Genomic DNA, 14,206 nt, shown 5'->3' with positions numbered 1-14,206 from the left:
ATCGCAGCAACATTCTTGTGACGCGGCCTTGCGGGACCTGCGATGGTTCGGAGACTTGCGGGCCTTGGCCGGACTCGTTCAAGGCTTGGCCGACGTCGGAAGCGGCATGGTCTCGATCAACCACCACGGCCTCGCGCTGCCGGAAGTGCCGTTCGGGGGGCATCAAGGATTCCGGCTACGGCTCGGAAGGCGGCCTGGAGGCAATCGAAGGGTACCTGAACACGAAGTTCGTGACCCAGGCGAGCGCGTAAGACAAGCAGCCTAGTGGGTTAGCCTGGTGGATGCGCGAAGCGCGTGCGCCGGGCGCAACCCACCATTTCTCTTCGCGCCGACAGCAAGAGGTGGGTTACGCTTGTGCTATAACCCAGCGTCCGACACTTGTGTCCGTGCCGTTGCCCACACTGCGTCATTGCGAGCGTAGCGAAGCAATCCCGACTGTCCGCCGCGGAAAGATGCTGGATGGCTTCGCTGCGCTCGCAATGACGAGATCGGAGCGCCGGTGGAGCCTGCTCAGTTCGTCGGTCCATCCCCGCGAATGGCGAACGTCGTGGCCTTCAGCTTGGTCATGCCGAACTTGTCGAACAACTTGTCATAGGTGCCGTCGGCCCGGATCGCGGTGAGAGCATCGGCGACGGCTTGGGCGAGCAGCTTGTCGCGGAAAGCGAAGGTGATGTCGGTGCCGGCGATGTCGCGGACCCAGATCTTTGCGATGCCCTTCTGCTCCAGCGAGTTGGCGGTCTCGTTGATGTTGAGCGCGGCCTCGAGCTGGCCGGCGCGCAGCGCCGCGGAGGTGGCGGTGACGGTGGTGAAGGTGCGCAGCTCGATCGGCTTGAGGCCCTTGGCCTCCATCGCGGTGCTGAACTCACGTGCCTTGCGCTCCGTGTAGGTCGCCGATTCCACGCCCACCACGCGGCCGGCGAGATCCTCGAACTTTTCGAGCTTCAGGCTGGAGGAGGGATCGGTGTAGATGCTGATCGCCTGCTGCGCATAAGGCACGAGGTAGAGCATCTTCGAGCGCTCCTCGGTCCAGAACAGGCCGGTGTTGATGGCGTCGAACCGTCCCGAGCGCAGCGCCGGAATCATCGGCGGAAAGTCCATGCGCAAAAACACCGCCTCGACGCAGATGCGCTTGGCGATCTCGCGGGCGAGCTCGACATTGAGGCCCTGCAACTCGCCCTTGTCGTCGACGAATTGCTGCGGCGGCAGCGTCGGGTTGATCGACATCTGCCATTTCGGCGCCTCGATCAGGCTCGAGGCCGGAACCTTCGGCGTGCAGGTCTGGGCACCAGCGGCCTGCGTCAGGCCGACCAGCAGGGCGAGGGCCGAGAAGGTTTTTGGAAATCGCATCTGAATACTCCGATCAAGTCGTGGGTGGCAGAGGAGCCGTTCTCCGGTACGCGTCTTCTTCATTGTCTCGTCACGTGGCCGCCGCAGCGTCGGCTTTCCGGGTCAGGATCAGCGAGATGTGGCGGGCGGCCGTCACGATCTCGTCGCGCTGGTTGAGCAGGTCGAGCGTCTCCACGACGATGCCGCGTCCGGGATTCCTGGTCGGACGCTTCTCGACGAAGCGGAAGCGGACGCGCAAGCTGTCTCCGGCGACGATGGGTCCTTTGAACTTGACGTCCTCCCAGCCGAGCGAGGCGACAGAGGTCTCCTCGTACAGCTTCAATTCCGACTTCAGCCCCTCCATCAGCGACAGGCCGAACAGGCCGTGGCCGATCACGGCGGGAAAGCCGCGCGAGCGCGCATAGGCGCCGTCGACGTGGAGCGGGTGGTGATCGCGGGTGACGTCGGCGAAGGCCGCAATGTCGGCCTCGGTCACGGTGTGCGCGGCAGTCTCGAACTCGGCACCGAGCGCGATGTCCTCGTAACGGAGATTGATCGGGGCGCTCGTGTCCATGCTGATCCCTCAGGCGACCTTGCGCGGCCGCGCCGGCAGCGCCTTGAAGCTTTGCGCGATGCCCATCGGCCCGGAGCGGAAGATGCGCGGGTCCATGTCCTTCAGTTGCGGGCTGATGCGTGGTCGAAAGCCCGTATGGGCGAGGATGTCCTCCTCCAGCCGCACGCCCGGCGCGATCTCGGTCAGGGTCACGTGGCCGTTCTCCAGCTCGAACACTGCGCGCTCGGTGACGTAGCTGACGTGCTGGCCGCGTTGCGCGGCGAGCGAGGCGCTGAAGCTGATCTGGCCGACCTCAGGCACGAATTTGCGGAAGGCACCGTCGCGCCGGATCGCGAGACGGCCATTCTCGACGCCGATGTCGAACTTGCCGCCGGTCATGGTGCCGCTGAAGATCAGCCGCTTGGCGTTCTGGGTGATGTCGATGAACCCGCCGGAGCCATCGCGGCGCTCGCCGAAGCGGGTGACGTTGACGTTGCCGGCTTCATCCACCTGCGCGAAGGAGAGGAAGGCGCAGGAGAGGCCGCCGCCGTCGTAGAAGTCGAACTGATAGGCCTGGTCGAGAATGACACGCGGGTTGATCGCGGTGCCGAACTCGCGGGCGTGGCCGGGCACGCCGCCGACCACGCCGGATTCCACGGTCAGCGTGATCAGGTCGGAGATGCCTTCCTCGGCCGCGACATTGGGGATCATCGCGGAGATGCCGACGCCGAGATTGACGACGTCGCGCGGGCGCAATTCGAACGCGGCGCGGCGGGCGATCACCCGGCGCTCGGTCAGCGGATCAGGCGTGATCATCGCCACCGGCACCCGCGTCTCGCCGGAGCGCGCGGGATCGTAGGCGGTGCCGTAGGTCTGCATCTGCTCGGGCTCGAGCACGACATGGTCGATCAGGAAGCCCGGGATCTTCACCATCTGCGGATGGATCGAGCCGCGCTTGACGATGCGCTTGACCTGGCAGATCACGGTGCCGCCGGCATTGTGCACGGCCTGCGCGATCGAGAGATCCTCGCGCGTCGTGCCCTCGTGCTCCATGCTGATATAGCCGTCTTCATCAGCGGAGGTGCCCCGAATGATGGCGGCATCGGGCGGAGCGGGGACGCGGTAGAGCAGCCAGGACTGGCCGTGCAATTCGAGCAGCTCCACCAGCGGCGCGGTGGTGCGCTTGTTCATGCGGCCGCCGTCCTGGCGCGGGTCCATGTAGGTGTTGAGGCCGACATGGGTGAGCACGCCGGGATGCTTTGCCGCCATCGCGCGGCAGAGCTGGCTCATCACGCCTTGCGGGAAGTTATAGGCGTCGATGAGCTCGTCGCGGACGAGCCGCATGAACGGCACCTGCAGGCCGAAATTGCCGCCGATCACGCGCGCGATCAGGCCTTCATGGGCGAGATGGCAGAGGCCCTTCTCGGTCACGGCGCCGACGCCGGTGATGTTGATCAGCGTCAGATCGTGCGGGCCCTGGCCGCCGAGGAAGCGCTGCTCCAGTGCGTCGAGGATGGCTTCGGCAGCGCCGGTGCCGCCATTGCCGCCGACGATCAGCGTGTCCGCGTCGCGGATCAGGCCTGCGGCCTCTTTCGCCGTGATGATGCTCAGCATGCCCTCACGCCGCCTCCCTCTCGACCTGGCGGGCGATGATCAGCCGCTGGATCTGGTTGGTGCCCTCGTAGATCTGGGCAAGGCGAACGTCGCGGAAAATCCGCTCGATGCGGTATTCGCGCGAATAGCCGTTGCCGCCGTGGATCTGCAGCGCGTTGGAGACGTGCTTCATCGCCATGTCGGTGGTGAACAGCTTGGCCTGCGCCGCCTCCTTCGCGATCGGCTCGCCGGCATCGTGCAGGCGCGCGGCGTGATGGATCAAGAGGCGCGCAGCGGCGATGTCGGTCGACATGTCCGCGAGCATGAACTGCACCGCCTGGTAGCCGATGATGGCCTGGCCGAACTGCTTGCGGTCCCTGGCATAGGCGGTCGCGTCCTCGAACGCGGCCTGCGCCATGCCGAGTGCCATCGAGGCCATCATCAGCCGGCTGAAGTTGAAGTTGCTCATGGCCATCTTGAAAGCCTGGTTCTCCGGCCCCATCACGCTGTCGGCGGGCAGGCGCACGTCGGAGAAGGTGATCTGGCAGTCGTCGAGGCCGTGCATGCCGAGCAGCTCCTCGTTCTTCCCGCGGGCGATGCCGGGCAGGGCGCCGTCGACGAGCAGGCAGGAGATGGCGCGATGGCCCGCGTCTGCGCCGGTGCGCGCGAACACCATGATGCGGTCGGCCACGCCGCCGAGCGTCACCCAGGCCTTGGTGCCGTTGAGCCGCCAGCCATTGCCTTCGCGCACCGCGTTGGTGCGGATGCTGGCAACATCGGAGCCGTGATCGGGCTCGGAGACGGCGGTGGCGGGAATGATGTCGCCGCTCAGGATTTTTGGGATCAGCGCCTTGTGTGCCTCGGTGCCGTGATGGTCGAAGAACAGCACCGCTTCGACGGGGATCGCGAAGGCATTGGCAACCGCGCCTGAGCAGCGCGCCAGCTCCTCCATCGCGATGCAGGCTGCGACCGCATCGAGCCCGGCGCCACCCGCGCCTTCGCGCAGGCAGATGCCGAACAGGCCGAGATCGGCCATGCCCTTGTAAAGGATGCGGTCGAAACGGTCCTCGCGATCGATCGCGGCGGCGCGCGGCAGGATCTCTGCTTCCGCGAAGCGGCGGGAAGTCTCGCGCAGGGCTTTCTGGTCTTGGCTATAGAAGCGATCCATGGTGTGCTCCCGTCAGTCGCTGGCGAGCTTGGAATCGTGGGACACTTCGCTGCGGTCGCGATCGCAGAAGTAGACCGCGACGTCGTCGCCCGGCACGCCATAGGCGCTGCATACGGCGCGGGTCAGTGCGATGGCGGCGGCGCGGCGCTCGGCCTCGCGGCGGCGGAAGGCGTGGACCTTGAGCAGGATGCGCTGGCCGGTAGCCGGAGCGCCGAACGTGCCGGCGTGGGCGTAGTCATCGGCCGCAATGTTCAGGAAATAGAGCGTGACCGTATCAGCGGTCACGCCGAACGCCGACATCAGGCCGTCGGTCACGGACCGCGCCAGCGCGGCCTTGCGCTGGGATGAAGCTTGCGGGGCGAGCACTTCGACATAGGGCATCGATCAGACCTTCGCGGACTTGGCCGCAGACGATTTGGATGAAGACGATTTGGACTTGCCGGATTTCGCAGGCGGCAGCGCGTCGAACTGGCGGCAGGAGTCGCGCTTGATCAGCTTGGCGCCGACGCGATATTCGCGCACGCCGTCAGCGCCATTGCCCTTGCTATTTCCCCTGGCGTCCATGCGATGCAGCAGCCGGTCGACGGCGAGATCGGCAAGATCGCGTGCGCCGTTGTCGACGATGCTGATCGCCGGGCGATGCCATTCGAACCACGGCATGTCCTCGTAGCAGAGCAGCGAGAGATCATCGGGAATCGCGATGTTCCGCTCCGCCGTCACGCGCAGCACGCCCAGCGTTGCCTCGTGATTGGCGACGAAGATCGCGCTCGGTGGCCGGGGGAGGTCGAGCAGCTTGCGCGCGCAGGTCGCGCCGGTCTCGGGCTCGAAATGGCCGGCGTGGATCAATGTGTCGTCCCTGGCGATCCCCGCCTCGCGCAGCGCGCGGACATAGCCGGACAAGCGTTCGCGGCCGGACGTGGTGTCCTGGCGGCCGACGATCAGCCCGATGCGCTTGTGCCCGAGCTCGATCAGGTGACGCGTGCCCAGATAAGCGCCTTGCGGATCGTCGGCGAGCACGGTCTCGAGATCGGTCGCGTCGTCGCGTCGCACCAGGCAGACGATGGGTACGTCCTTGGCGAGCGCCTTGAGCTGCGCGCCGTTCTTGCCGGTCGGCACCACGATCAGTCCGTCGATGCGGTGATCGACCAGCGTGGTGAGTGTGTCGCTCTCCTGCTGCGGATCGTCGCCGCCGATGCACAGAAGCATCTGATAACCCAGCGCCTTCAGGCGCGCCTGCACCACTTCGGCCATCACCTGGAACGAGGCGTTGGTGAGATTGTGGACGAGCAGCGCCACCAGCCGCGACTGTCCGGTCTTGAGGCCGCGCGCGATCGGGTTCGGCCGATAGCCGAGCTCGCGCGCGATGCGCGCAAGGCGCTGCTGCGTGCGCTCGCTGGTCGGGCCGGTTCCCGTCAGCGCCCGGGAAGCGGTGCTGACTGAAACACGGGCCGCCTGTGCCACATCTTTGAGCGTGACGCTCATCAAACCTGCCGATACACTGGAAACGATTGCAGAAACGCTATGGGCGAATTCCACGCGGATCAAGCTCAAAAAATGGATGGTGTTGCCCAATGCAGAGCCAGCGATGGAAACGATTGCACACGCTGTGCGGATATTCCGAAGGCCGCATCCATCGCCTGAAGTCACCCGAGCACCCGGCGATGCCCTGATGAAGACGTTCCGCGGCACCTATACCGTCATGATCACCCCGTTCACGGCCGGGGGCGAGGTCGATGTCGCGGCCTTGCGCGCCTTCGTCGACTGGCAGATCGCGGAGGGCATCCACGGGCTTATCCCGCTTGGCTCGACCGGCGAGTTTCTGTCCATGGACGATGACGAGAAGGCGCTGGTTGCCGAGGTCGTCGTTCGTCAGGCGGCGGGCCGCGTCCCCGTGCTGATCGGCACCGGTGCGGAGGATACGCGCGAGGTGGTGCGCCTCAGCCGCCGTGCCGAAAAACTGGGCGCTGACGGCGTGATGATCATCCCGCCGTTCTATTCGACGCCGACCGACGACGAGCTCGTGCATCACTACAAGACGGTGGCCGACGCGATCGCGCTGCCGATCATGGTCTACAACAATCCGGCAACCGCCAATGTCGATCTCAAGCCGCCGCTCGTGGCGCGGATCGCCGAGATCGACAACTGCCTCTATATCAAGGAGTCGACGCTGGAGGTGACGCGCGTGCGCGACATCATCCGCCTCTGCGGCGACAGGATGACGGTGTTCGGCGGCATCCTCGGATTCGAATCCTTTGTCGAGGGCGCGCAGGGCTGGGTGGCCGTGGCCTCCAACGTGGTCCCGGCGGAAATGGCCCGCATCTTCAGCCTCGTCGCCGACCACGGCGCGATCAAGGAAGCGCGCGAGCTCTACCTGAAATATCTGCCGGTGATCGAATTCGTCGGCGGCCAGGCCTACGTCGCCGGCAGCAAGGCCTTGCTCAGCCACATGGGTTTTGCAGCAGGCCACCCGCGCCCGCCGCGGCTGCCATTGCCGGCTGCACAGGATGCGGCCGCACGTGCCCTGGTCAAGACGTTCGATCTCGCCTGGCGCGGCGCGCCGGGTGCGGCTGCTTGAATCGAGGTGAACGGATGAACCTGCTCGACGGCGTCAAGATCCTCAGCTTCAATCACTATCTCGCGGGCCCGTTGGCCGCGCAGACGCTCGCCGATCTCGGCGCCGACGTCATCGCGGTCGAGCCGATCGAGGGGGCGTTCCAGCGCAACTGGGCGGTCGCCAACCACTTCGTCGCAGGCGACAGCGTCAATCATCTGGCCACGGGCCGCAACAAGCGCAGCCTCTCCGTCGATCTCAAGCATCCCGACGGCATTGCCGCGGTGAAGAAGCTGGTTGCGACCTCAGATGTCGTGATGGAGAACTTTCGGCCGGGCACCATGGCCAAGCTCGGCCTCGGCTACGACACCCTCAAGGAGATCAACCCCGGCCTGATCTATGCGGTGGCGACCGGCTTCGGATCGGACGGGCCGTACAAGGATCGTCCCGGCCAGGATCTCCTGCTCCAGGCGATGTCGGGTCTTGCGATGCGGACCGGGCGTGCCGATGGCGAGCCGACGGCGGTCGGCGCTGTCATCGTCGATCAGCATGCCGCCTCGCTCTATGCGATGAGCATCCTCGCGGCGCTGTTTGCCCGAACGAAGACGGGCAAGGGGCAGCTCGTCGAAGTGAACCTCTACCAGGCTGCGCTCGATCTCCAGGTCGAGCCGCTGACCGCCTGGCTCAATGGCGCGCCGTCGCCGACGTCGCGCGGTCCGGCCGGCATCGCGGCATGGTTCAGCCCCGGTCCCTACGGCATTCACGCCACGGCCGACGGCCATCTCGCGATTTCCATGGCATCGCCCAAGGCGCTTGCCGTCGCGCTCGAGAGCGAAGCGCTCAAGCAGTTCGGCGACACCGACAGTTTTTCCAAGCGCGAGGAGATCACGCGGATCGTTGCTGTCAGGCTGAAGCAGAAGCCGACGGCGGAATGGCTGCCCTCGCTTGAGGCCGCGCGAGTCTGGCATGCGCCGGTGCAGGATTATCGCGACCTCGAAACCGATCCCCAGCTCAAGCACCTCTGCGTGTTCAAGAGCGCCGAGAGTGCAGGGGGCGCGCCGATCCGGATGGTCGCGCATCCCGCGCGCTATGACGGCCGGACGCCGGAGGTGCGGCTGGTGCCGCAGCGGCTGGGCGCGCAGACGCGCGAGGTGCTCGGCGAGATCGGCTATGGCGCCGCGGAGATCGACGCGATGGTCGCGGGCAAGGCCGTCGGGGTGGCGCGATGATCGACTTTTCGCTCCCCGAGGAGACGCGCCTGCTGGTCGACACCGTACGCCGCTTCGTCGAGACGGAGGTGCAGCCGCTCGAAGACGTCGTGGAGCAGACGGCCAGGGTGCCGGCCGACGTGCTGGCCGTGACCAAAGCCAAAGCGCAGAAGCTCGGCCTGTACGCCATGAACATGCCGGCGGATGTCGGCGGCGGTGGTCTAACCTGCGTCGAGCATTGCCTGGTCGAGGAAGAATTCGGCAAGACCTCCGATGCGCTGATCCGCCGCGTGTTCGGCCAGGTCTATCCGATGCTGATGGCCTGCAAGGGCGACCAGGTCGGGCGCTATTTGCTGCCGACGGTCAAGGGTGACAAGATCTGCGCCATGGCGATTACCGAGCCGGGCGCCGGTTCCGACGCGGCATCGATCAGCACGACCGCGCATCTCGATGGCGACCAGTGGGTCCTCAACGGCACCAAGCACTTCATCAGCGACGGCGACATCGCCGACTACGTGATCCTGATGGCGCTGACCGACAAGGAGAAGCGGGCGCGCGGGGGCATCACCCTGTTCCTGGTCGACCGCGGCACACCCGGCTTCAAGGTCGCGCGCACCCAGCCGATGATGGGCCATCGCGGCTACGGCCATGCCGAGCTGACCTTCGAGGACTGCCGCATTCCGAAAGCGGCCGTGCTCGGCGAGGTCGGCGGCGGCTTCAAGCTGATCATGCAGAGCGTGCTCCAGATCCGGCTCGCCCATATCGGCGCCCGCGCCGTCGGCATGGCGCAGCGTGCGCTGGAGATGATGCGCAGGCATGCCGGCGAACGGCGCCAGTTCGGCCAGCTCATCGGCGACTTCCAGATGGTGCAGAAGCTGATCGCCGATTCCGCCACCGAGATTTTCGGCGTGAAGATGATGGTGATGAACGCGGCCTGGGACATCGATCAGGGCAAGGATGCGCGCGACAAGGTCTCGATGATCAAGGTTGCGGCGTCCGAGATGCAGGGCCGCGTCGTCGACCGCGCCATCCAGGTGTTCGGCGGCATGGGGTTCAGCAAGGACCTGCCGCTGGAGCGGATGTATCGCGACGCCCGCGTCACCCGCATCTACGACGGCACCTCCGAAATCCATCGCATGCTGGTTGCGCGCAGCACCATCAAGAACGGTTTGCAGCTCTAGGGAAGCGATCGATGTCTCACGCACCTCTCAAGCCCGGCGCCGCCTTCGCCTTCCGCAAGACCATGACGGTGGCCGAGCAGGCGATGTTCACCGGCATCAGCGGCAATCTCGGCGGTCTCTATGTCGACGCCGTCCGCGCGAAGAAAGCCGGCGCGTCGAACATGGTGGCCTTCGAACTCGCGGTCGGTGGTCTCGCGACGACGTGCCTCAGCCAACTCGGCGGTCCGACGCGGCGGATCGGCAGCATCGCGCTGAATTTTGCCGCGCCCGTGATCGTCGGCGAGTCCGTCGAAGCCAGGGCCGAGATCGTCTCCCTTGACGGCGACGACGCGGTCTGCCGGGTCACCTGCACGCTGTCCCCCTCAGGCGCCACCGTGGTCGACGGCACCGCGACGCTGGTACCCTTTGCCAAGGGCTGAGCCATGTACGAGCCGAAATCCTTCGACGATCTCAAGGTCAACGACAGGGTCAGCCTGAGCAAGACCATCACCGAGGCGGATGGCGCGCTCTATATCGCGGCGACCGGCGATTTCGGCCCCGTCCATGTCGACGAGGTCTATGCCGGTGCAACGCGCTTCGGCCGCAGGCTGGCGCCGGGGATCATGGTCGCGGGCCTCTGCACCAGCATCCTCACCTCTGAGCTGGTCGGCACCATCGGCGTCTCGGTGGAGGACCGCTTCTGGTTCACCGGTCCCGTGTTCTATGGCGACACGCTCACTTTCGACGTCTGGATCGCTGAGCAGCACGAGGAGGCGCGAACCATCATCTGGGAGGCGAGCGCGCGCAACGAGGGCGGCCTCGAAGTGCTGAAGGCGCGGGCGAGCCTGAAATTCCCACGTCGGAAACCGTCATGAGCAGGACGATGACGAGACCGGATTTGCGCGGTGTCACGGTCGCGACCGTGCTGCCCTTCAGGGATGACGGCTCGATCGACTGGGACGGCTACGCCCGCCTGCTAGACTATTGCGCCTGTCCGGACGGGATCGCAGCCGTGTTCGTCAATGGTCATGCCGGCGAGGGCGGGTCACTCACGGACGACGAACGTCAGGCCGTGATCGAACGGACGCGCAAGCAGATCGGCGGCAAGCCGCTGCTCTCAGGCATCATCGCACATTCCACCGCGGAAGCGATCCATCAGGCCCAGCTCGCGGAAGCTGCCGGAGCCGATTGCGCTGTGCTGTTCCCGCCCGCGCCGCTCGGCGGCGGCGCCTCGGCGACCTCGCGCGCGCCGGTGGCTTTCGTGCAGGCAGTCAGCTCCGCGATCGGAATTCCGGTGTCGATCTTCCAGTATCCGCTGGCGTCCGGCTGCGGCTATTCGCCGGAGACGCTGGCCAAGATCGCAGCGCTCGACAGCGTCATCGCCGTCAAGGAAGGCAGCGATACCATGCTGGCCTACGACGAGAACCGGCGGGCGGTGAAGCAGGCCGACGCTTCCGTCGCGATCCTCCCGTCGAACTTCAACTGGTTCCTGCCGCAGCTTGCCGCCGGCGGTGACGGCATTCTCTCCGGCCTCGTCAGCCTCGCGCCGCATCTGTTCGCGGAGCTGTGGCAGGCCTCCCTCGCCGACGACCTCAAGGCAATGCGTGCCGTCAACGAGCGGCTCTATCCGATCGTTCGCGCCATCTACGGGCCTGCGCCGATCATGGACATGCACACGCGCATGAAGGTCGGGCTGAAGGCGCTCGGCCTGATCCGCAACGCCGATCCGCGGCCGCCGCTGCTGCCGGTTCTGCCTGCGCTGTGCGAGACCATTGCAACGACAGTAGACGCGGCGCGCGCGGCCGGCGACATCCGCGTGCGATGAGGGGCGAGAAGATGCCGGACGAAGCCTTCATCCATATCGTGCGGGTCGACATCGAGCCCGAGCACGAGGCTGCGTTCAACGCCTGGTACGAGCAGACCCATTTCCCCGATCTGCTCGCCTGTCCGGGCTGGCTCTCGGCCCAGCGCTTCGTCTCCATCGGTGACGGACCGAAATACGCCGCGATGTACGAAGTCGCGGGCCGCTGGGCGTTCGAGACGCCGGAGTTCCTGAAGGTGAAAGGCTTCGGTCCGTTCGAATCCCTGGTGAAGAATTTCATGCGGATCCAGCTCAGGCCGATGTCGGGACCGGCCTGAGTGGATCAAGGACGATGCTGTCTGCCACGTCGCGAAATCCGGCCGGCCGCATCCAAGAAACGTTGAGGGAGAATCCCGGACGAGGGACTGCATCGGTCATTGGCGTCTTACTGGAGGTATTCATGGTCTCGACACTGCTTAGCTTGGGTGTTGCTGCGGCACTCGTTCTTGCATCCGCGAACGCGCATGCCGCGTGTACGCCCGCGATCACCGACGATAATCTGATCGCGCCTGGCAAATTGCAGCTCTCCATCAACCCGACCAATCCGCCGCAGCAATTCGTCGACAAGGACGGTCAGCTGCAGGGCCTCAATGTCGAGCTCGCCGCCGAGCTCGGCAAGAGATTGTGTCTTCCGGTCGAACTCGTCCGGATGGATTTTCCGGCCATGATCCCCGCGATGAGCGCGGGCCGCATCGACGGCATCGACACCGGCATGTTCTGGACCGAGGAACGCTCCAAGCTGATGTACATGGTGCCTTACGCCATTCAGGCCATTTCGGTCGTGGTTGCGCCCGACAGCGGCACAAAAATTGCTACCGAGAATGACCTGATCGGAAAAACATCCGCCGTCGAGGTCTCGACCTACCAGATGAACTGGCTCAAGAAGCTCAGCGATGCCAGCGTTGCGAAGGGCGGCACCGCCGTCGAGATGCGAACGTTCCCGACCGCCACCAACGTCGTCAGCGCGCTTCTCGCCGGACAGGTAGACAACGCGCTCCTGGTCGACAGCGTCGCGCGCGATCTCGCCGGCCGCGGCCGCGTCAAGGAAGTGCTGAGCGGCCTCGGCACCGCGCGCACCACGCTCGGCTTCCGCAACAAGACGGTGGTCGATGCCGTCGTCAAGGCGCTCAATGCGATGCGCGCCGACGGCAGCTACCAGGCGCTGTTCGACAAGTTCGGCCTGACCAGCATGCCGGCCGACCAGCCGCTTGCCATCGCCGGCCCCGGTCCGGCCTGATACCAACGGAGACGAGCCGATGAGCCATTTCAGTCCGACGGCCGCCGTCAGCTACTTCTTCAACTACTTCCTGATGAAGGGAGTGCTCGTCACCATCGGCTTGACGGTGGCGGCAGTCGTCGGCGGATTGATCCTCGGGATGGGCATCGCGCTATTGCGCATGTCGTCGAATCCGGTGCTCGCGGGTGTCGCGCGCTTCTACATCTGGTTCTTCCGCGGCACGCCGCTGCTGATCCAGCTCGTCGTGATCTACAGCGGCCTGCCGCAGCTCGGCATCAAGTTCAGCGTGATCGCCTGCGCGCTTGTCGGGCTGATCCTCAATGAGGCCGCTTATCTCGCCGAGATCGTGCGCAGCGGCTTCATGGCGGTGTCGGCGGGTCAGCGCGAAGCCGCCTGGGCGCTCAGCCTGTCACCCTGGGTCACGTTCCGCCGCGTGACCCTGCCGCAGGCGTTCCGGCTGATGATCCCGCCGCTCGGCAACTCCATCAATTCGCTGCTGAAGGCGACCTCGCTTGCGTCCGTGATCTCGGTCGAAGAGCTGATGCGCCGCAGCGACATGCTGATGCAGGAGCATTTCCAGATCCTCGAAGTCTATGCGGCTGCAACGGCGTATTACCTGATCCTCACCTCGGTCTGGGACGCGGTGCAGCGCCGGCTCGAGAAGCATTTCGGCCGATCGAGCGTTGCGAAATCCAGGAAGATTGCGGCGAGGGCGCCGATCGCGCAGGCGAGCGCGGAGGCCCGGGCATGAGCGAGACGCCGATGAATATGGAGGGCGCGACGATGCAGCCGCAGTTGCGCGAGGTTCCCGCGGTTCGCATGGAAGCAGTCTACAAGCACTATGGCGATTTCACCGCGCTCGACCAGATCGACCTCAAGGTTGCCAAGGGCGAGAAGATCGTGGTCTGCGGTCCCTCCGGCTCGGGCAAGTCGACGCTGATCCGCTGCATCAACCACATCGAGAAGCACGACGAGGGCCTGATCTACGTGAACGGCGTCGAGCTCGACCATCAGCGCAAGAGCATCGATGCCGTCAGGCGCGACACCGGCATGGTGTTCCAGAGCTTCAATCTGTTTCCGCACATGACGGTGCTGGAGAACTGCACGCTGGCGCCGATGACGGCGAACGGCATGAGCGAGATGGAGGCCAAGGACCTCGCCATGCATTTCCTGACAAAAGTCCGGATTCCGGATCAGGCCGGGAAATTCCCCGGGCAGCTGTCCGGCGGCCAGCAGCAGCGCGTCGCCATCGCGCGGGCGCTGTGCATGCGGCCCAAGATCATGCTGTTCGACGAGCCGACCTCGGCGCTCGACCCCGAAATGGTCAAGGAGGTGCTGGAAACCATGAAGAAGCTCGCGGAAGAGGGCATGACCATGCTGTGCGTGACCCATGAGATGGGCTTTGCCCGTGAGGTCGCCGACCGAATCGTGTTCATGAACGAGGGCAAGGTGGTCGAGCAGGCCGCGCCGGAGGAGTTCTTCAAGCATCCGAAGTCGGAGCGGGCGCGAACGTTCCTCGACCAGATCATTCACTAGCTGGCGATGTCGG

The 14,206-nt window shown here is 65.5% G+C and carries 16 protein-coding genes and 1 pseudogene; 11 read left to right on the top strand and 6 right to left on the bottom strand.

Annotated elements, in window-relative coordinates:
* Window positions 1–91: 91 nt before the first annotated feature.
* A pseudogene (locus ACRQ5Q_RS28100) lies at window positions 92–251 on the top strand (aldehyde dehydrogenase family protein); the annotation flags it as partial.
* Between the two features lie 259 nt (window positions 252–510).
* Here the strand turns inward: ACRQ5Q_RS28100 and ACRQ5Q_RS28095 are convergent.
* The 6 genes from ACRQ5Q_RS28095 to ACRQ5Q_RS28070 form a co-directional block, all read right to left on the bottom strand.
* Window positions 511–1,347, bottom strand: a complete 837-nt coding sequence (locus ACRQ5Q_RS28095) for an ABC transporter substrate-binding protein (RefSeq protein WP_439393162.1) — start codon at window positions 1,345–1,347, stop codon at window positions 511–513.
* Between the two features lie 70 nt (window positions 1,348–1,417).
* Window positions 1,418–1,900, bottom strand: coding sequence for a MaoC family dehydratase (locus tag ACRQ5Q_RS28090; RefSeq protein ID WP_439374462.1), 483 nt, complete (start codon window positions 1,898–1,900; stop codon window positions 1,418–1,420).
* Between the two features lie 9 nt (window positions 1,901–1,909).
* Window positions 1,910–3,493: an acyl CoA:acetate/3-ketoacid CoA transferase gene (locus ACRQ5Q_RS28085; protein WP_439393160.1), complete on the bottom strand. Its 1,584-nt coding sequence runs from the start codon at window positions 3,491–3,493 to the stop codon at window positions 1,910–1,912.
* A 4-nt stretch (window positions 3,494–3,497) separates the two neighbouring features.
* Window positions 3,498–4,640, bottom strand: coding sequence for an acyl-CoA dehydrogenase family protein (locus ACRQ5Q_RS28080; RefSeq protein ID WP_439374464.1), 1,143 nt, complete (start codon window positions 4,638–4,640; stop codon window positions 3,498–3,500).
* 12 nt (window positions 4,641–4,652) lie between these two features.
* Window positions 4,653–5,021 carry a tautomerase family protein gene (locus ACRQ5Q_RS28075; protein ID WP_439393159.1) on the bottom strand — a complete coding sequence of 123 codons (369 nt, stop codon included), beginning with the start codon at window positions 5,019–5,021 and terminating at the stop codon, window positions 4,653–4,655.
* A 3-nt stretch (window positions 5,022–5,024) separates the two neighbouring features.
* Window positions 5,025–6,122: a LacI family DNA-binding transcriptional regulator gene (locus ACRQ5Q_RS28070; protein WP_439374466.1), complete on the bottom strand. Its 1,098-nt coding sequence runs from the start codon at window positions 6,120–6,122 to the stop codon at window positions 5,025–5,027.
* A 184-nt stretch (window positions 6,123–6,306) separates the two neighbouring features.
* Here ACRQ5Q_RS28070 and dapA point away from each other — a divergent pair, with 184 nt between their 5' ends.
* The 10 genes from dapA (at window position 6,307) to ACRQ5Q_RS28020 (ending at window position 14,193) form a co-directional block, all read left to right on the top strand.
* A complete protein-coding gene (gene dapA / locus ACRQ5Q_RS28065; RefSeq protein ID WP_439399889.1) occupies window positions 6,307–7,215 on the top strand; it encodes a 4-hydroxy-tetrahydrodipicolinate synthase in 909 nt (302 codons plus the stop codon).
* 14 nt (window positions 7,216–7,229) lie between these two features.
* A complete protein-coding gene (locus tag ACRQ5Q_RS28060) occupies window positions 7,230–8,420 on the top strand; it encodes a CaiB/BaiF CoA transferase family protein (RefSeq protein WP_439374467.1) in 1,191 nt (396 codons plus the stop codon).
* Window positions 8,417–9,580, top strand: a complete 1,164-nt coding sequence (locus ACRQ5Q_RS28055) for an acyl-CoA dehydrogenase family protein (protein ID WP_439374468.1) — start codon at window positions 8,417–8,419, stop codon at window positions 9,578–9,580. Before ACRQ5Q_RS28060 ends, ACRQ5Q_RS28055 begins: the two co-directional genes overlap by 4 nt.
* An 11-nt stretch (window positions 9,581–9,591) precedes the next feature.
* Window positions 9,592–9,999: a MaoC/PaaZ C-terminal domain-containing protein gene (locus ACRQ5Q_RS28050; protein ID WP_439374469.1), complete on the top strand. Its 408-nt coding sequence runs from the start codon at window positions 9,592–9,594 to the stop codon at window positions 9,997–9,999.
* A 3-nt stretch (window positions 10,000–10,002) separates the two neighbouring features.
* Complete coding sequence (locus tag ACRQ5Q_RS28045; RefSeq protein WP_439374470.1) at window positions 10,003–10,434, top strand: MaoC/PaaZ C-terminal domain-containing protein; 432 nt, start codon at window positions 10,003–10,005, stop codon at window positions 10,432–10,434.
* On the top strand, window positions 10,431–11,384 hold the full coding sequence (locus tag ACRQ5Q_RS28040; protein ID WP_439393157.1) for a dihydrodipicolinate synthase family protein: 954 nt from the start codon (window positions 10,431–10,433) through the stop codon (window positions 11,382–11,384). Before ACRQ5Q_RS28045 ends, ACRQ5Q_RS28040 begins: the two co-directional genes overlap by 4 nt.
* Before the next feature lie 11 nt (window positions 11,385–11,395).
* The gene (locus ACRQ5Q_RS28035; protein ID WP_439393155.1) at window positions 11,396–11,698 is read left to right on the top strand and encodes a hypothetical protein; all 303 of its coding nucleotides are present in this window, start codon (window positions 11,396–11,398) and stop codon (window positions 11,696–11,698) included.
* A 122-nt stretch (window positions 11,699–11,820) separates the two neighbouring features.
* On the top strand, window positions 11,821–12,657 hold the full coding sequence (locus tag ACRQ5Q_RS28030) for an ABC transporter substrate-binding protein (RefSeq protein ID WP_439374473.1): 837 nt from the start codon (window positions 11,821–11,823) through the stop codon (window positions 12,655–12,657).
* A 19-nt stretch (window positions 12,658–12,676) separates the two neighbouring features.
* The gene (locus tag ACRQ5Q_RS28025) at window positions 12,677–13,408 is read left to right on the top strand and encodes an amino acid ABC transporter permease (protein WP_439374474.1); all 732 of its coding nucleotides are present in this window, start codon (window positions 12,677–12,679) and stop codon (window positions 13,406–13,408) included.
* Window positions 13,405–14,193: an amino acid ABC transporter ATP-binding protein gene (locus ACRQ5Q_RS28020; RefSeq protein WP_439374475.1), complete on the top strand. Its 789-nt coding sequence runs from the start codon at window positions 13,405–13,407 to the stop codon at window positions 14,191–14,193. The genes ACRQ5Q_RS28025 and ACRQ5Q_RS28020 overlap by 4 nt, the downstream gene beginning before the upstream one ends.
* The last annotated feature ends 13 nt before the right edge of the window (window positions 14,194–14,206 follow it).

It is taken from the genome of Bradyrhizobium sp. PMVTL-01 (assembly GCF_051861855.1).
Taxonomy (GTDB): Bacteria; Pseudomonadota; Alphaproteobacteria; order Rhizobiales; family Xanthobacteraceae; genus Bradyrhizobium.
The sequence above is the reverse complement of the archived record's forward strand: the minus strand, read 5'-3'. Positions and strand labels throughout refer to the sequence as shown.